The organism is Borrelia sp. P9F1 (assembly GCF_030436115.1).
GTDB lineage: Bacteria > Spirochaetota > Spirochaetia > Borreliales > Borreliaceae > Borrelia.
This window is the reverse complement of record NZ_CP129407.1, coordinates 528,502-547,543: the sequence shown is the minus strand read 5'-3', so window position 1 is coordinate 547,543 and position 19,042 is coordinate 528,502. Positions and strand designations below refer to the sequence as shown.

The 19,042-nt window shown below is 33.8% G+C and carries 15 protein-coding genes; 5 read left to right on the top strand and 10 right to left on the bottom strand.

Annotation, left to right across the window (positions count from 1 at the left end; all coding sequences use genetic code 11):
- Positions 1-102 precede the first annotated feature (102 nt).
- The 3 genes from QYZ68_RS02700 to QYZ68_RS02690 form a co-directional block, all read right to left on the bottom strand.
- Positions 103-267, bottom strand: coding sequence for a hypothetical protein (locus QYZ68_RS02700; RefSeq protein ID WP_301384033.1), 165 nt, complete (start codon positions 265-267; stop codon positions 103-105).
- An 81-nt stretch (positions 268-348) separates the two neighbouring features.
- Positions 349-1,128 carry a type III pantothenate kinase gene (locus tag QYZ68_RS02695; protein WP_301384032.1) on the bottom strand — a complete coding sequence of 260 codons (780 nt, stop codon included), beginning with the start codon at positions 1,126-1,128 and terminating at the stop codon, positions 349-351.
- Complete coding sequence (locus QYZ68_RS02690; RefSeq protein ID WP_301384031.1) at positions 1,121-2,929, bottom strand: hypothetical protein; 1,809 nt, start codon at positions 2,927-2,929, stop codon at positions 1,121-1,123. The genes QYZ68_RS02695 and QYZ68_RS02690 overlap by 8 nt, the downstream gene beginning before the upstream one ends.
- A 111-nt stretch (positions 2,930-3,040) precedes the next feature.
- Here QYZ68_RS02690 and QYZ68_RS02685 point away from each other — a divergent pair, with 111 nt between their 5' ends.
- A complete protein-coding gene (locus tag QYZ68_RS02685; RefSeq protein WP_301384030.1) occupies positions 3,041-3,493 on the top strand; it encodes a hypothetical protein in 453 nt (150 codons plus the stop codon).
- Positions 3,494-3,551: 58 nt separating this feature from the next.
- Here QYZ68_RS02685 and QYZ68_RS02680 read toward each other — a convergent pair whose 3' ends face one another.
- The 3 genes from QYZ68_RS02680 to QYZ68_RS02670 are packed head-to-tail and all read right to left on the bottom strand — an operon-like array spanning position 3,552 to position 7,194.
- A complete protein-coding gene (locus QYZ68_RS02680; RefSeq protein ID WP_301384029.1) occupies positions 3,552-5,129 on the bottom strand; it encodes a PP2C family protein-serine/threonine phosphatase in 1,578 nt (525 codons plus the stop codon).
- Positions 5,122-6,669: an NAD(+) synthase gene (gene nadE / locus QYZ68_RS02675; RefSeq protein ID WP_301384028.1), complete on the bottom strand. Its 1,548-nt coding sequence runs from the start codon at positions 6,667-6,669 to the stop codon at positions 5,122-5,124. Before nadE ends, QYZ68_RS02680 begins: the two co-directional genes overlap by 8 nt.
- A 42-nt stretch (positions 6,670-6,711) precedes the next feature.
- The gene (locus QYZ68_RS02670) at positions 6,712-7,194 is read right to left on the bottom strand and encodes a glutathione peroxidase (protein WP_301384027.1); all 483 of its coding nucleotides are present in this window, start codon (positions 7,192-7,194) and stop codon (positions 6,712-6,714) included.
- 261 nt (positions 7,195-7,455) lie between these two features.
- Here QYZ68_RS02670 and QYZ68_RS02665 point away from each other — a divergent pair, with 261 nt between their 5' ends.
- From QYZ68_RS02665 to rlmB, 4 genes are read left to right on the top strand one after another with little or no spacing between them, the layout of a single operon-like run.
- Positions 7,456-8,004, top strand: a complete 549-nt coding sequence (locus QYZ68_RS02665; RefSeq protein WP_301384026.1) for a nucleotide exchange factor GrpE — start codon at positions 7,456-7,458, stop codon at positions 8,002-8,004.
- 25 nt (positions 8,005-8,029) lie between these two features.
- Entirely contained in the window at positions 8,030-9,931 is a 1,902-nt protein-coding gene (gene dnaK / locus QYZ68_RS02660) for a molecular chaperone DnaK (protein ID WP_301384025.1), read from the top strand.
- Positions 9,928-11,028: a molecular chaperone DnaJ gene (dnaJ, locus tag QYZ68_RS02655; RefSeq protein ID WP_301384024.1), complete on the top strand. Its 1,101-nt coding sequence runs from the start codon at positions 9,928-9,930 to the stop codon at positions 11,026-11,028. Before dnaK ends, dnaJ begins: the two co-directional genes overlap by 4 nt.
- 1 nt (position 11,029) lies before the next feature.
- Positions 11,030-11,764, top strand: a complete 735-nt coding sequence (gene rlmB / locus QYZ68_RS02650) for a 23S rRNA (guanosine(2251)-2'-O)-methyltransferase RlmB (RefSeq protein WP_301384023.1) — start codon at positions 11,030-11,032, stop codon at positions 11,762-11,764.
- Positions 11,765-12,089: 325 nt separating this feature from the next.
- Here the strand turns inward: rlmB and trxB are convergent, their stop codons facing one another.
- The 4 genes from trxB to QYZ68_RS02630 form a co-directional block, all read right to left on the bottom strand.
- Positions 12,090-13,070, bottom strand: coding sequence for a thioredoxin-disulfide reductase (trxB, locus tag QYZ68_RS02645; protein ID WP_301384022.1), 981 nt, complete (start codon positions 13,068-13,070; stop codon positions 12,090-12,092).
- Between the two features lie 71 nt (positions 13,071-13,141).
- Positions 13,142-14,878: a phenylalanine--tRNA ligase subunit beta gene (gene pheT, locus QYZ68_RS02640; protein ID WP_301384021.1), complete on the bottom strand. Its 1,737-nt coding sequence runs from the start codon at positions 14,876-14,878 to the stop codon at positions 13,142-13,144.
- Positions 14,879-16,417, bottom strand: coding sequence for a phenylalanine--tRNA ligase subunit alpha (gene pheS / locus QYZ68_RS02635; RefSeq protein WP_301384427.1), 1,539 nt, complete (start codon positions 16,415-16,417; stop codon positions 14,879-14,881).
- A gap of 30 nt (positions 16,418-16,447) precedes the next feature.
- On the bottom strand, positions 16,448-19,042 hold a 2,595-nt coding region (locus tag QYZ68_RS02630), incomplete at its 5' end, for a SpiroCoCo family coiled-coil protein (protein ID WP_476390622.1).

Below are 19,042 nucleotides of genomic sequence, written 5' to 3'. Positions count from 1 at the left end.
ATGATGAAGCGCTCCCTGTATAAAGCGGAAGTTTGGTGTTATTGGACGTAGTAATTAAAAATTATTTGCGAACTTTAGCAAGGAAACACTACAGACACAATACTAAAACCTGGGATTAATTGTTTTTCTTACAAACCTGAAAACAAGATTAACTAAACCGTAGCTTACAAAATCAAAAATACAAAAATAAATCCCCAAAACACACAAAGGACAAGAAGCAAAAAAAGCAAAGACCAACGTGGACAGAATAACAAATAGTAATCTCATTGACGTATCCCTCCTACGCACTACTGTTAGTACGATGATAGCACATATTTATAACCCTAAAAAGGGCAACAATAAAAACCTTTAGCCCTTAAAGGAATTTCCCAAAATCCTAATTCCTTCAAGGGTTAAATACAGATTGAATACAAAATTTATGCTTAATAAAGGTAAAACTAAATGAGAATTACCTCCTGTAATTATCAAATTAAATTCCCTCTCATATTTCTTAACAAGATCATAATAAACTCCCTCTATTAAATACTTATACTGATAAATGACTCCACTATTGACACTAGAAATTGTTGAAATCCCTAACAATTCTTTTGGCGTTGTAAGTGCATGGTCTTTTAAAAGATATGCATTCTCAATTAATGCATTAAAGTTTGTGAAAGGCCCTCCGTTAATAAGACCCCCTAGTATCCCATCTTCCCTACTAATAGCAAAGACAGTGCAAGCCGTTCCAAGATCCACAACTAAAGCATTATCAAGATTATAAAGCTCAATAGCTCCAATAAGATTTGCAAAAACATCCGATCCTAACAAAAACCGATTACCCACATACGGATTAAAGCTTAAATCGTAATTCAAATCAAATTTGATAAACAAAGGTGTCACTTTATAAAGAGAACTAACAACGCTTATGAGCACTTTATCAATAATCGGCACAACACTACTTACAAATACCTGATCGATCTTCTTACCAAATCTCAAGTTGAGAAATTCATAAATCTCATTAAAACTTAAATCATGCCTCGTCTCAAGCCTACAAAATATCTGCATTTCACTCCGACTATACGAAGCAAAAGAAATACTTGTATTACCAACATCGATTATTAACTGAACCTTATCAACAAAATTATTCATCAATATTTCTAACCATTTTAATATCATCAAATCTTAACAAAATATTCGTATCTTCGTTCTTTTTTGGAGTTACTTTTAAAACCAACATCTTATTACTAGGATAATATCTCCATCCATCAGAGTATATGTAAAATTGAGAATCAGTATACCAATTAATACCTCTAAACCTAACCAAAGTGGGATTTGAAATACCCTTAAAGAAAAAATATCCAGGAGAATTTAAGCTACGATTGAAATCAAGAGAATAACTAACGTCAGATATATTGTAATTTGAAATTTTTGAAGCACCATATATCCAATTCCCAATTCCCATACTTGGGATCAAGGTAAACTTCGGAAGATAATCGTTGTCTACAATATCTGCATAATAAGCTTCATAAGGAATCTGATCAGCCTCCTTACTCATCAAGGCATGATAGATGGCGTTAAAGGAAAGTCCCAATACTAAATCATCTCCTATTGCATGTGCCAATCTTTTAAGTAATCCGGCTATTTTTAATGTGTACTCAAAATCCCAAGATAACTTATTCTTATCGCTAGGAATATAAACCCTACCATTGCCAGACACAAGAAATAAATTAGCTATAAAATTAGCTAATTCGTCTTTTAATTTCCCAACAACAAAACTGTCATTATTCAATTTCAAAAACACAATGTAATTAGACAGTATATTGTATGCTTGTACTACATTAAAATCGAAGCTCAGTATTACTTCTGGCTTCTTTAAAATATTTAATGCTTCATTAAAAAGAAAAGTATTCTCAGATAAAAAAATCTTCTCCAAAAGAGAAGAATCTTCTTTTAAATACCCTAAAAGCTTATCCGACTCAAGAGAATTAATAAAAGTCCTATTGACAGATAAATAGCTGAAAAACTTATCTAGCTTTTCTTCATTAACATAATAACTTGAACTTAAATATGTCAGATTATGTTCATTAAGATTCATTAAAGACTCAAGCTTTAAAAAAATATCTTCACGATCTGGTCTTGTTAAAGATTCTGCTAAAAGATAAACAAATATACCCTCATCAAAAGAATATACATTGCCCTTAAGCCATCCACCCTGATTAACATTAAAAACAGACTCACTACTCCATGCATTATACGCTTTATCTTGAAACCTAACTATTGCCGAGTCAAAAATTCCTTTCTCTACCTCCTTAATTGCTCCGTAAACATCAGGAGAATTTATATCTAAAGAAACACTTTCAGATTCTTCCTTAAGTATAAGCTCTTTGGGCTTTTCAATTTCTTTAATCAAATTTTCAATCTTAAAAATTTCTTGAGGGCTAATCAGAATTTCTCTCTCATTAATTTGTGTATTTTCCCCAAGAAGGATTTTAAAATAGTAATCCTTTCCCCTAATTAAAACATTTTCATCAAAAAAAATTTTATAACCACTTTCAATTGCATAAGTTAGTATTAATTTTCTAGAAAGATTTGAACTAATACTGAAACCATCCTCTGAGTCAAACGAAAATAATAGGAAAATATTATTCTCAAAATAGACATAGATCTCATTATTCTGTAGTTTATATGAAACGGGATTAAGATAGAGACCACTGTCAGGAATAATAAGAGGATTCTCTTTAGATAGATTTATCCTCATCCCCCTTATGATGAGAGTAAGACTATCTAGGGCATATTTACTATCCTCAACCTTATTATTAATCAAAAATTTTAAATCTTTTAATAAAAAAACATTCAAGCTCAAATCCCTAAATTGAACAAATATGATCAAAAATAAAACAACCACACCAATTAATAAATTTAAAAAACTTACCCTCAAATATTTCTTCATACCACTAGATTCTATTAGTAAAGAATCAAAATATCAATGTCAGTTGTATAAAAGCAAAAAACTTAATAAAATTAGTTGGAACCTAGTTTATTTAAATGGGAGCGCGTGTAGATGAAAATTACAAAAAATCATATCCCGGGTACAAATCCATACAAATCTCTTCCTAGAAAGCCTATGATTGAACCGAACAAAAAAATATCAAAAAAACAGGAACAAATAAATTCAGAAATAATGAGAACACAAGAGAGAATATTAAAATTGTACATGAGGAGATTACAAAAAAAAGACCAAACAACGCTCCAGAACTTCATCATGGAAGGACATAAGGTCGGTTCTAAAGTTTTTAATAATCTTCCAAAAATTTTAAGAGAGATAGTAACTGTAATGAATCTGGAATCCCTGCGGGTGTTACTTAGGAATACAAAAAATCCTTTCAAAATACTTTATATAAAGTTTTCTACTTGGACGCTGAATAAACTACTAAAATCCCTTACCGGATCGAACACAAATAAAGACAAACAATCCAGAAATCAAGGAAAAACCCGAGAGATTAAAAAAAAATAGAATTGTACTTATGGTTTAAGCACTTGGTTAACAACCTTTCTTCATTCAAGGGCCTCTGTTAGTTAATAATAAACTCTAGAACGGAAAAATCATCTCTAAATTTGTTGTATTTGGATAGGTCTAACATACTCCTATAAATGCTCATTAAAATAAAGTCATCTAAATGATTCGTATTTTCTTTAATTACTCCATAAAAATCATCAATAGACATTATTAAATTTTTCTTATTCTCAATCTCGTAAACACCATCACTGAAAAGTAAGAGATGCGAATTTTTATTTAATAAAACTTCACTCTCTTGACAAGAATATACCTCCTCAATTCCAAGAATCATCCCCTTTGCATGGAGACAAAAATTATCCCCATAGGTTATAACAATAGCGGGAGGGGCCCCTGCTGCTGCAAATCTCAGATGTCTTGTCTTGACATTCAAAACCCCATACCATAATGTAATAAACATATCACTTTTAAATTTGACAAAATAACTATTAACATATCCTAAAACCTTGGAAGGATTAATAGCATCATTATTCATAACATAAGAATTAATAACACTTGCAACACTTAAAGATAAAAGTGTAGAACCTACCCCATGACCTGAAATGTCTATTAAATAGATTACTAATTCATCATCACTAACAAAATAATAATTAAAAAAATCACCTCCAATTCTCTCTGAGGGTATAAAAATCCAATTGGTACTAAAAAACTCATTTTGCAATTTATTAGGTAATAAGCTTTCAACATAGTTCCTAGCCTCAAGTAATTCACTCTCAAGACATTCTCTACTCTTAAGTATGAGATCTAGATATTTCTGTCCCTGCTCTATGCTCTTTTCCTTTTCAATAAATCCGCTTACCCTAGCCTCCAGAACTAACAAATCTAAACTTTTTAAAAAATAATCATCCACTCTCTCTTCAACAAAAATTGTAACGATATCTTTTCTAGTTATATTAGAAACAATAATAACTGGAATTTTCTCATAAAGGCTATTTTTTTTAATTCCTCTAAGTAAATTCAAAATTATCGACATATCTCGGTCTGATAAAAAATCAAGAATAATTAGATCATAAAAATCACTACAAAGTATCCGATTAAAAGCATCAACAGCATCTATGGATATAACATCGTATTTCAACATGAAATACTTCGTAAGTTCCTTCTTGTAAGGCTTATCCCCAGAAAAAATTAATATTTTATGCCTATCTTTATTTACAACTTGCTTTGTATGAATAGAAGAGAGGATTAACCTCTCAAGTTCAATCTCCACGTAAGATACTATTGACGAAATCTTGAAAGAAATAGCCTTTAAAAAAGCAAACCCAGCGTCTTTAACCTCCCCATAATTCATAGAATTATCTATTAACTCTAAAGATAAATACAAGTAAGAAACTAAATCACATCTAACGCTTTTAATAAGAAATTTACCTATTCTTAATCCCTCAGAAGCTTCAAGCTCTTCTTTAAATTTATTAGATACTTCTAGAGTTAACTCAAGATAATTTGTAATATCCCCATAAAAATATCTAGGAGTTTCTTTATAAAGCTCATAGGAATAAGTATTGATCAGCAAAAAAATATTTTCTAACTTTAAATTAAATTCGTTTAATATACCAACAATATTAGCATTATTCATCTATAGCTAATTCAGCCCTTAAAATAGGAAGAGAAATATCGCTACCAAAAGTCTTATTAGAAACTTTAACTAACATAGCATTCTGTCTCCTTTTATACTCACTACCAGAGTAAAGATCTAAGACTTTTGCTACCAATTCTTTTCCAAAAGATTTATACAACAAATCCAAAGTTTCATTTTTAATCAAATATCTATTTAAAATCTCATCAAGAATCTCATACCTAGGAAGAGAATCGCTATCCTTTTGATCAAGCCTTAACTCAGCAGAAGGTTCTTTTAAAATGATACTAGTAGGGATAACATTCCTACCTTCTTTTACATTAATATGTCTTGCAAGCTCATAAACATCACCTTTAAACAAATCCCCAATCAAAGCGATCGCCCCACAAGAGTCACCATAGAGAGTGTAATAACCAACAGCAATTTCACTCTTATTACCTGTATTTAGGAGCAAAGAATGATTTGAATTGCTATAAGACATTAAAAAGAGACCCCTAATCCTTGACTGCAAATTCTCCTCAGTAATCCCCCCAGTATTAAAATATTCATTAAAAAATTCTAAAGTGGCCGAAAACACGGTCTCAATAGGCATGTCAATCAGCTCAAATCCCAACCCCCTGGCTAGCTCCTTTGCATCAGCAATAGACCCATAAGACGAAAATCTACTAGGCATAGAAATACCAGTAACTCTATCACTACTCAAAGCAACACACGCAAGATAGGCAACAATAGCAGAATCAATGCCTCCCGAAATACCCAAGTGAACTCTATTAAATCCAGCAAGACAAACATATTCCCTTAAGGCACTTACTAAAGCTGAGATAACTCTGTCAAGCATTACAAAATGAGAGTCAACCTCCAAGGAACCAAATCCCTCATTTAATAAAATATCTTCTTCAAACTCCTTAGCTTGAACTAACTTGCCGTGTTTATTAATAAAAAAGCTCAGGCCATCAAATACAATGGAATCATGTAAACCATATGAATTAGCATAAGCAACTTCTATATTATCTTCAATAGCTAATCTTTGAAAAAAAGAAAGTCTTAGATTGTTTTTCTCCCTAGTAAAACAAGATTTTGCCGGAATTAAGAGATACTGAGATTCTTTCAAACAAGCCCTATCCTCATCTCTAAACTCTCTAGATAAAAAATCATCCTCAAAATTCAAGATGGCAATACTCTGCCCCTTATATTTAAATAAAACTGGAACATTAACTTCTCTAGTTGTTAAAATAAAATCATGACCGCTTACCACAGACACACAGTTTACTATCTTCCCTTCACAAAAATCACAATGGCCAAACACGACACACAGCCCAGCGTCAACTTGACACTTTACAAAATCAAGATAATCACGATTTGATTCTAAAAATTCTGGCCTATTTACCAAACTTTCGTATTCATGGCCAACATACATAAAAGGAAAAACTAAAACGTCAACACCGATCCGTAAGGCATATTCACACATTCTTTTAAATTCATTGAACGTCTCCTCAAGCCTATTAACCCTGTGCTTTATCTGCGCTATGCATAACCTCACAAGCTAGATCATACGCAATAACAGAAAAAATTACAACAAGCACTATCTCAAATTTAATAATCTTTCAATCCTACCCTTAATACTCATTGGAGTAATCCTAGAATCATATCTATCCACTATCTCTCCTCCTCTGTTTACTAAAAACTTAGTAAAATTCCAACGAATATCTCCTTTAAACTTTTGAGGAGACTTTTCTGTTAAATACTTATACAAAGGGTGAGCATTTTCACCATTAACCTCAATTTTAGAAAAAATAGGAAATGAAACATTATAAATCGTCTGACAAAACCTTAAAATCTCCTCATTTGCCCCAGGTTCCTGCAAACCGAACTGATTACAAGGAAACCCTAATATGAAAAGGCCTCTCCTTCTATATATTCTGTAAAGCATTTCAAGATCTTGATATTGATTTGTATAACTACAATTACTTGCCACGTTGACAATTAGTAGCACCTTGCGCATATAATCTGAGATAGAAATCTCAGGCCCAGATGCAAGTCTTACTCTAAAATCATAAATACTCATATAAATCCTCCAAAGACACTCAGAAAACCCATAAAAACCGCTTTTAAACAATAAAGAAATAAATATTTTTTGACAAAAAAATACACATAAAAATTCCCCAATTTCAAAATCTGTGTAAATATTATACTAACACAATTGAATAGTCAAAATTCATTCTCTCAAATACAATCAAAATGAGTCAAATTCCTAACAAATTCTTTCAAAAAAAAATTTGTAAAACATTTTCTTTAAAGATAAAATGCTTTACGGAAGGAGGCTAACATGGAAGAAAAGAATAAAGATGAAGAAACTGAGAAGACTCAAGATCAGAAACGTGATACACTCCCAAAGAAAGACGGCTTCGTTATGGGGAAGAAAATCGCTGAACTAGAAAATGAAATTTCAAATATGAAAGATTTGTATTTAAGAAAGCAAGCAGAGTTTGAAAATTTCAGAAAAAGACTTGAAAAAGATAAGGATAATTTCGTTAAATTTGCAAATGAAAACATAATGAAAGACATAGTCAATTTTCTTGACAACCTAGAAAGAGCGATAGATTCGTCAAAAAAATCAAAGGATTTTGATACTTTACTCTCAGGCATTAGTATGATTGAAAGCGAAATACTCTCTAGTTTTGACAAAAAATATAACTTAAAGAAATTTGGAAACCTTGGTGACATTTTTGATCCAAGTCAACATGAAGCACTGAGCATAGAAGAACGAGAAGAGCTTAAAGTTCCAGAAATAGTAGAAGTGTACCAGAAGGGGTACTGCTACAATAATCGTGTGTTAAGAACTGCGAAAGTTAAAGTTGCACAAAGCAAAAACTAACGTTAAAAATAAAAGGAGGTTATATATGGGAAAAATCATAGGAATTGACTTGGGAACAACAAATTCATGTGTTGCTATAATGGAACACGGAAAACCTGTCGTGATACAGAACTCAGAAGGAGGAAGAACAACACCATCAATTGTAGCTTACACAAACAAGGGCGAAAGACTTGTGGGACAGGTTGCAAAGAACCAAATGGTTACAAATCCCGAAAATACAATATATTCAATAAAAAGATTCATGGGAAGAAGGTTTGAAGAGGTTGCGAGTGAAATCAAGATGGTCCCTTATAAGGTAGAAAAGGGTCAAAATGGAGATGCTCGTGTAAACATTTCTAACATAAAGAAGCAGATGTCACCTCCGGAAATATCAGCTGCAACTCTTACAAAAATGAAAGAAACAGCCGAAGCTTATTTAGGAGAAACCGTTACTGAGGCCGTAATTACCGTGCCTGCTTATTTTAATGATGCACAAAGACAGGCAACAAAGGATGCCGGCAAAATTGCAGGGCTTGATGTTAAGAGAATTGTTAATGAACCTACAGCTGCAGCTCTTGCTTATGGGATTGAGAAAAAACATGAAGAAATAGTAGCCGTTTATGACCTTGGTGGGGGTACTTTTGATATCTCAATACTTGAACTTGGAGATGGTGTTTTTGAAGTTAAATCAACAAATGGTGATACTCATCTTGGAGGGGATAACTTTGATGATGAAATCATTAAACACTTAATTACAGAGTTTAAAAAGGACAGTGCTATCGATCTTTCAAATGATAAGATGGCACTTCAAAGACTTAAAGAAGCGTCTGAGAAGGCAAAGATAGAACTCTCTGGTGCACAAGAAGCATCAATAAATCTTCCATTCATAACAGCAGATGCAAACGGCCCTAAGCACTTACAATACACTTTAACAAGGGCAAAATTTGAACAGATGGTAGATCACTTAGTTCAAAAAACAAAAGAGCCCTGTCTTAAGGCTATCAAAGATGCCGGACTTAAGGCTTCTGACATAAATGAAGTGATACTGGTTGGAGGGTCTACAAGGATACCGGCTATTCAAAAAATTGTAAAGGAGATATTTGGTCAAGAACCAAACAAGGGGGTAAACCCTGATGAAGCTGTTGCAATAGGAGCTGCTATTCAAGGTGGAATTTTAACAGGTGAAACTAAAGATATGGTTCTACTTGACGTTACTCCTCTTTCTTTAGGAATTGAAACTCTGGGTGGAGTCATGACAAAATTAATTGAGAGAAATACCACAATTCCTACAAAGAAGAGCCAGGTCTTCTCAACAGCAGCTGACAATCAAACTTCCGTAGATATTAAAGTTCTACAAGGAGAGCGTGAGATGGCAGCTCAGAACAGAGTGCTTGGCAATTTCATTCTTGACGGCATACCAGCAGCGCCTAGGGGAGTTCCACAAATTGAAGTTAGTTTTGACATTGACGCTAATGGGATAGTTCATGTTTCTGCTAAAGATATGGGAACTGGAAAAGAACAAAAAATTAGAATTGAATCCTCATCGGGCTTATCTGAAGCAGAAATTGAGAAAATGGTAAAGGATGCGGAAGCTCATGCTGAGGAGGATAAAAGGCTAAAAGAAGACATAGAAGCAAAAAATACTGGAAATTCCTTAATTTATCAAACAGAAAAATCTCTTAAAGAACATGGAGATAAAATTACAAGTCAAGACAAGCAAGCTATTGAAGATAAAATTAAAGAGCTTAAAGAAGCATTAGAAGGATCTGATGTAGCGTTAATTAAATCAAAAACAGAAGAGCTTCAGCAAGCTTCATATAAAATAGCTGAGGTAATGTATAAGGACGCTCAGGCCAGTGCATCAAGTCAAGGCAATGCTCAAAACAATACAGGTAGTGAAGGCAAAGAGGCTGATTACGAAGTTGTTGACGAGGATAAGGGGTCGTGAAAAAAGATTATTACGAAATTTTGGGGCTCTCAAAAGGGGCCTCAAAAGATGAAATCAAGAAAGCATATAGAAAAATAGCAATCAAATATCATCCTGACAAGAGTCAGGGCAATAAAGAGGCCGAAACTCTCTTTAAAGAAGCTACAGAAGCTTATGAAGTTTTGGGGGATGACAATAAGCGTGCTCAATATGATAGGTTTGGACACACAGCTTTTGAAGGTGGAGGGTCTGGGTTTAGTGGGTTTTCCGGTGGATTTAGTGGATTCTCAGATATTTTTGAAGATTTTGGAGATATTTTTGATTCATTCTTCACTGGAGGACGTGGACAAGGAAGACACAGCCAGAGCATGAAGGGCAAGGACGTTTCGTATCAAATAGAAATATCGCTTGAAGATGCTTATTTCGGGTACAAAAATAATATCAATATCACAAGGGAAAAACTATGTGAGTCCTGCTTGGGGAAAAAATCTGAGAAAGGAACAAATCCTTCTATATGTAACATGTGTAATGGCAGCGGGCGAGTAATGCAAGGAGGAGGGGTTTTTAGGGTAACAACAACATGCCCGAAATGTCATGGAAACGGAAAAGTAATATCAAATCCGTGCAAGCCATGTAAAGGAAGGGGAAGTTTTACAAGTCAGGAAACAATTGAACTCAATATTCCACCGGGGATTGATGATTCACAACAAATCAAAATGAGAGAAAAAGGAAGCGTAAACCCTGACAATAAAAAATATGGTGATCTTTATGTGAGAATTTCAATAAAATCCCATAAAATCTTTAAAAGAAACGGAAGGGATCTATATGCGGCACTACCAATAAGCTTTACTCAGTCAGCTCTTGGTAAGGAAATCAAAATAAAAACAATATCCGAGAAAAAAATCACAATTAAAGTTCCGAGGGGGATAGAGAATGATGAACAAATCATTATTAAGAACGAAGGTATGCCAATATTACAGACAGAAAAGTTCGGAAATCTTATTTTGATTACTAAAATAAAAATGCCTAGGAATCTAAGTCAAAATGCCATTAATTTACTGGCGACTTTAAGTCGAGAAATCAAAGATAGCGATGCAGTAGACTTAGATAAAATTTAATATGTATATCACACATGCTAATTCAATTATTGAAAGCATAAAAAACAACAAGGGATGTGAGTTATACGTTTCAAAGGCAAGCCCGAAAAGCAGAGATATTGAAGAATTAGCCAGGAAATACAACATAAAAGTAATCAAAGTTGATGATCTTACTAGGGTAATTGGAAATAGCAACCACAGGGGGTTTGCATTAAGATTGCAGGACTTAAAATTTCAAAATATAAACGCTAGCAATAAAAGTTTGGAGGAATTTTTAAAAGAATTTGAGCAAAAAAGTCATATATTTGTCTTAATACTGGATGGAATCGAGGATCCTCAAAACTTTGGCGCAATCCTTAGAACAGCAGAACAGTTTAGCATCGATCTTGTGATTACTAGTCAGAGACGCAGTGCTCAAAACAGCTCAACCATCCTACGTACCAGCTCTGGTGCAAGTCAATATGTTAATAAAGTAACGGTTCCAAACGTAAACAATGCAATAAAATTTTTAAAAGAAAACGGTTTTTGGATATATGCAAGCGACACAAAGGGAAAAGAAATAAACAAAATTAAAATAAATGATACTAGAGTTGCATTAATTATGGGAAATGAGGGGAAGGGAATACATAAGCTTACGAAAGAAAATTCTGACTTTTTAGTAAAAATTCCAACCAATGGTAAAATAGACTCATTAAATGTCTCTGTTTCAGCAGGGATTTTAATATTTGAAATCAAAAGACAACTTAACTTACTTTAAAACATATAGGAAAGACAACAACACCATACAAAGTAGAGCTTAAACTCAAAAATGACTAAGACTTTGCAAACAAAAACCTATTAAAAGGGTCGGCATGGCTCTAAAAGTAAAAATAAAACCAACAAAATAAAATATATAAGGAATTAATTTACGAGATCTAAGTTTCTCCTTAAGTAAGTTCATGTCCAGCACAGAGACAAAACACAAAATTCTAAATAAAAATCGGGCTATTTAAACCTGTCAAAATAAAAGAAACATCAGAAAAGATTCAAAATACCATTGTAACTCGTATGATAACCACATTATCAAAAACAAAGTTAAAGAATTAACCTAAAAATTTCCCAAGTTCAACCGAAGCCATAAATCCTTCAGCAGCTGCCGTGACAGCCTGAGCATAAAGCTTATTACTAACATCCCCACAGGAAAATACACCCTCTACACTTGTTTTAACACAATTTTGCGTCACGATATACCCATCCTCATCGAGTTCTAAAAATCCTTTCAAAAACTCTGTGTTCGGCCTGTACCCAATGGCCATAAATAACGCGTCTACACTTAATTGAAAAGTAGAATTATCTTTATTATTTAAAACTTTCACTCTAGATACAGAATCTTTTCCGCCAACCTCTATAGCTTCACAATTATATAAAATTTCAACATTAGATAGCTTTACAACATTTTCCCTTAGCATAGCAACAGCCCTTAAATAGTCTTTCCTCACAATAACATACACGCTTGCCGCTAATTTACTCAAATAAATAGCCTCTGTAATTGCCGTATCGCCTCCCCCAATTACCGCCACATCTTTGCCTTTAAAAAGATGTCCATCACAAATTGCACAAACAGAAACACCCCTGTTCCAAAATAAGTCTGAATTCTTAAGATTGTCAAGCTTTCTAGGTGCCGATCCTACTGCAATAACAACAGCCCTACTTTTATAAATATAATTATCAGATAAGAGATAGAAAATATTATCTCTCTTTTCTATAGATCTTACAGTTTCAGGGTAAGTAGTAGCCCCTAAATTAACCACCTGCTCTTTCATATTCAACATCAATTCTCTTCCATCTACACCATTTTTAAACCCTGGATAATTATACACCTCTGTTGTTGTTGTAAGCTGTCCTCCAGGTTCAGGGCCCTCCAAAACAACCGTTTTATATCCTCCCATAACAGAGTAAATCCCAGCTGTAAGCCCAGCCGGGCCTGAACCAACAATTACTACGTCTTCAACAGAATCCACCTCTGTCCTTGAATTCTTTTTAAAATCTCGATTCTTGATCTCAATCGATTCAAACTTTAACATAAACCTCTTACCCCTTGTACTTTTCAATATGCCACTAACAACTCTTTAACAGAACTTCCTTACATGTATTATTAAGATATCCGAGTCGCTTTTAAAAGATTGTTAAGATTAATTTCTAAGACAGAACACGGAACAATAATCCCGAAGTTACTTAACACATAGGGCGATACTTCACCGAAATTGCCTACACAAAAGCCATCTACAAAGATATCAGCTCCTCTGCCAACTATATAGAGCCTTGCCTTCGATTCTCCAAGCTTAAATTCAATATTTAAGTAATAAAAGAGAGATGCAACCAAAGAGCTAATTTCATTAAATGTAAGAGCTTTATCCGCCATCAAAAACCCCAAATTATCATAAGTAGCGGTACCCTCAGGTCTATTTGATTCCCTTAAAACCACTTTACCAATTTCAAAAATTTTATGCGGATAAGGAAAATTAGAACTAATACTTTCAGACTTAAGTAAATCAGGTATTATAGAGGCTCTAATATACTCATAATTCTCTGTCATCGGATTAGCAATGCTGAGAAAACAGTCTTCTTCCATGAATGCCTTTTCAACGAGATCTTTCCTAGACCCTAGATAATTATAAATCATTTCCTGAAATCCCATTCCAACCATTAAAGATTTAACCCTTCTTGACAATTCTTCTATCTGAGTGAGCCTCCCTACGGTAAAGCTTCTAGGAAGCTCTGGTTTAAAACTAGACAGCCCTCTTGCTATCATTATCTCTTCAATAGCATCCACTTCATGAAGAAAGTCATTTCTGTAAACGGGGGGATTGATATATATCTTATCTAAATTCCCAAGATCACTCTCCTTATTACAATAAGTAAATGCAGACACCCCCAATTTTTTCAGATCAAGACACATATCACTTGCGGTTAATTTGCTTCCAAGCATTCTATTAACATTATCAACACTAACCTCAACCTTATCTTGGAAATAATAAGGACAAATTATTTCTTTCCCTAATAAAGTATTACTGGGGAAAACTGTCTTTACTGGTAAAATACTGAAGCCCATATCATACAAATCACAAGAAACAATCGACAGGCATAATAGAGCAGCCTCAAGATTAGACCCTGTAACCTCAATGAATAAATCAGTATCACCCACCTTTAAAGCTCCAATATCACAAGAATTAATTATTGGCGGATAAGAGAGAACTTTACCCTTACTATCTACCAGCAAGGGGTACCTATTACAATCTTTAAGAATTGAAGAATATTCTATTCCTTTGGGGTGCCTTTCATTGATCTCCTCAATAGACATCTCAGTTTTCATACCCAATGGTATAAATTTATGTTCACTGCTACATCCAACATAGTTTATTGGAAATTCAATAAGTTCTGCCGAATACATTCCCATTGCAACCCTTCTACGTTTTTGTCCATAATTCTGACAAAGTTTTTCCTGCAGCTGAATTAAAGTATCAAGTATCTTATCATCCCCAACTAACCCCTTTGCTAAAAAGCCAAAAACAAAAGGCCTAATACCAGACATCATTTCAGTAGAAACTTCAATCTCACCATAAGGCTTTTTCAAAGCACCAGCCTTAGAGAAAAATTTAAAAGAAGGCAAACTCTCAAAAAGATATGCTTTAATTTGACGTGCAAGCCCTACAGACGACCACAAATCCGGCCTATTTGTGTCATTAAATTCAATTTTCATCTTATCATTTCCTGAATCAAACTCATCAATTTCAGCCTTGGCTATCTCAAGCACAGACGCAAGTTCATGCTCCGTTAAATCCTTTCCTATTTTTGCCCATAAAATACTCTTATCAACTTCAACCTTTGGCATTTATCTTCCTCGTCTTAAAACAACATCCCCAATATCATGAGTAAAGAGTTCCCTCAAATCATTTAGTCCCAAATGCATTAGAGCCATTCTGTCAATACCAATACCCCAAGCAACAACGGGCACCTCAACTCCAAATGGTTTTGTAACCTCTGGTCTAAACATCCCGCTACCGCCCAACTCAAACCACCCAAGAACAGGATGTTTCACATGTACTTCAATCGAAGGCTCTGTAAATGGAAAATAAGCAGGTACATACCTAACCTCAGTAGCCCCAGCAAGTTCCCTAGCAAAAATCTCAAGAAGCCCAAGTAAGGTCTTAATGTTAACATCATCTCCAATAACTATCCCCTCTGTTTGATAAAAATCAGCCCCATGAGTAGCATCGACTTGATCGTACCTAAAACACCTAACAATTCCAAAATATTTGCCAGGGTTTTTTGCACTCATTAATTGCTTCGCTGATAAAACTGTACCCTGAGTTCTTAATACTAACTTCTTTGAAATACTCTCGTCAAAATTATATCTCCACCCCCTCGAGCCTGTTCTAAACCCATTCTCATGAACAGATTTAACATTAAAGAACAAGGACTCCGGTAGGGAGTCTAAAGCATTTGGTTCTTTAATATAATAAACATCCCTTACATCACGAGCAGGATGAAATTGAGGCATAAAAAGAGCATCATTGTTAAAAAATTCTGACTCTACCAGTGGCCCATCAAACTCTTCAAATCCAAGGCCCACGAGTTTATCCTTAACCCTAGCAATATACTCAGAATAAGGATTTGCACGCCCAATGAAAGTCTTGTTTGACAAAACATGAATATCATATGCTCTAAATTTTTTACCTAAATAGGACCCCTTTTTCAAAATCTCTGGTGTTAATTTTACAATCTGATCTGTCTGATCTGTTGGAAGCTCACGAGTTACATACTCAGATCTTACTTCCAATCCAAACCTAGTAAACTCGAATCCTAAGTCCACCCTTTCTTTGACCTTAAATAAGATATCACTAGCACCTTTCCGCCTAGACACGCTAGAAATAGCAAGTAACTCATCTCCCGATAAAGCATCTTCTAATATATCGCCTTCTTGAGCTCTTAAAAGAAGTCTTTTAACTATTTTATAACTAGCAGGCTTTTCTAAATCCTTAACAATAATTTCTTTATTTAGGCCCAAAGATATCACATCTTCTTTAATTAAATTTCCAAACGCCTTGCCAATATCTTTAACATCAACACCCAACTCTCCCGCCAAGTCGGTAACTAAAACCCTCTTACTGGATACAAGCTTGATTATCTTCTCTTCAACCAAACCATTTTTTAAGGCATCAAGTCCTTTTTCAGTTAAATGATAAAACACATTAACCTTTCTAAAAATTTCACTAATAATACCCTTACAAGAAAGCCATTCAATTACCTTATTTGATTGCCCCTCATTATACGATAAATCCTCAGAAAGACTGAACGCAGAAATTTTATCACCCTCTCTGTACCGAAGAATCACTTCTACCTCAAGAGGATGCAATGTTTTTACTATCATTTCCAGTCTATTGTCCACAAAACCATCCCTTTAATCTTCGTTTTTACTACTAATTCCAAGTTCCAAAATAAGTTCCACCTCTCCAACGGATAATTTAGTGGCTCTCGAAATTTCCGAAGCACTCCAACCTTGCCTCATAAGTTTAATAACAGAATCTCTAACGGTTTCATTATTAAGCCCCACATTATCCTTATACTTAGACTCCGTCTTTACAAGAATTCCAAGAGTTTTTATTCTCTCTTCCGCAGCTATATTTAAATTCTCTAGTCTAGTTTCAGATTTTGCAACTCTCTCTCTTATGTTCCTAGTATGCTCTAACTTGCTCTCAATCTCAGCTAGCATTTCTGCAAGAGTTTGAGTACTACCAAGCGCTTCTTGTGCTAAATTCTTATTTACCATTAACTCCGCTATAATTACCCTTAATTCACCAATGCTTTCCTGAAATTCTGAACTCTCTTTAACTAAAGTCTGCATTCTATTCTCTATTTCAATTATTAAGTCAAAATTCTTATCAACAGATTCTACGGTAGATTTTAGTATGCTCTCTTTGTTACTGATCCTATCATAATTATCAAGGATATTATTCTGCTCTTCCCTAATTTCCTTAAGCTTAGTTTTGTAAATTTGCATCTCATCATAAGTTTCTGTAAACCTCTTATATCTATCCTTAAAAGAAGCATAAAACTCAAGAAATTGATCAAAATCCTTCTTAATGCCCTGAAGGTCTGTTTGTTGCTCCTTTAAATCATTAAACACATCAACAATATTTGATGATTGACTTTGAATATTTTTAATTTCTTTGTTAATTTTTTCAAAATCTTTCTTGTAGTTTTGAGCAAGCTTCATATCATCCGTTAAAATACCCCATAAATTTTCCAATTTATCCTTGAAAGAATAAGCTTCTCTCAGTACATCATTATTTCTTTCCAACTCAGCTTCAAATTCCTTGTATTTTTCAACTTGAACACTTATGGAAGAGTACCGACTTTCAATTTCTTCTCTTAAATCAGCCTTATACAAAATCAAATCATTTCTAACTTCATCGACAAAACGATCGAGCTCGCTGTCACAATTCAAAATCTTCAACTTAAGTTGTGAAGCATTTTCATTCATCTCTTTAAACAGAGCCCCATATGTATCCTTAAGCTCAACTTCAATCTGATTAACCCGACTACTTAATCTATCTCTTAAAGCTCTAATTTCTTCTTCTGAATAACTAAAACCACTCCTAATTTCGTTTTCAAACGAAATATACTCCTCTCTTATAGAAACAGTAAAAGAATCATAACTCTCCCGAATTGTTCTCTCGATATCAGTCCTGTATGTATTTAGTTTTTCAGAAATCTCTAAAACATCATCTCTCATAACATTCACTTGAGATTCAAACTTGTCTTTATTATCTAAAAATTTGTCTACAATTTCCCGCTTCTCACTCTCAAGTCTTGAAACTATTAAACTAAATTCCTCTTCCAATTTTTGGTTAGTCTCTCCTATCCTAGCATCAACATCTTTTTGTTGATTTAAAACTCTCTCCTCTATCTGAGCCCTAACCTCGTCAATGTACAAATTGATCTTCTCATCTAAAGATTCAACTCTAGAATCAATAGTTTTCTCAATATTTAAAACCCTATCCTTAAATTCATCAGTAATATTCTTCAAGTTAAGGCTAGAACTATCGTTAAACTTCCTAATATCTTCTTGCAAATTACTAAAAATTTCTTCTGCTCTTTGCTCAACACTATCCTTAATTGCCCTTACGGTATTTTCAATAACAGAAATATCATTTTCAATCCTTTTTACACTTCTTTCTGCAATATTTGTCTTCTCTTCAAGTGTTTTATAAGTACTCTCTTGCCATTTCTTCATCTCATCTTTAACCCTTAAAAACCAAGAATCAACATTATTTTGACGATTATCTATTAACTCAATAAATTTATCCATACGACTAGCAGTATTTATTTCTATATCAGCCATTCTATTTTCTGCTTCTCTCTTTCTAATATCAAATTCTCTACTAAATTCTGAGTAAAAATTTTCCTTACTACGTGTAAGTTCCTGCTGCAACTCGACCTTATAACTACTCATAAGGACCGATTTATCTTCCAAGCTCTTAACTATATCTCTTTCTAAATTCCCAATCCTCTGATCCGACAATTCAACAAAGCTTTCCAAAGAAGTTTTTAAATGCTCACTTCTATTCTTTAAGTCCTCAAAAAAATCTTCTTCAATGAGCTTTAGTCGTGATGAAACGTTTTGATAAGAATCTTCTTTAAGTTTAACAACATCTTTTTCAATATTACTTAAACTTAATTTAAGTTCTCCAAGATTTTTTAATTGTTCCCTAATTTCTCCGGTCATTCTTGTATTTGAATGGGCAAGTTCTTCACCCAAATCAGAGATAAGTGAATTTAATCTGCCCTCCATATCACGATGCATATTAATATATTTCCCCTCAAGCTCCCTGTACTTACTCAATATCATCTCTTCTACAAAATTACTCCTCTCCTCTATCTTCCCCTCAATCTGCTCCTGCTTCTCATTGTACTTCCCCTCAAGCTCCCTATACTTATTCAATATCATCTCTTCTACAAAATTACTCCTCTCCTCTATCTTCCCCTCAATCTG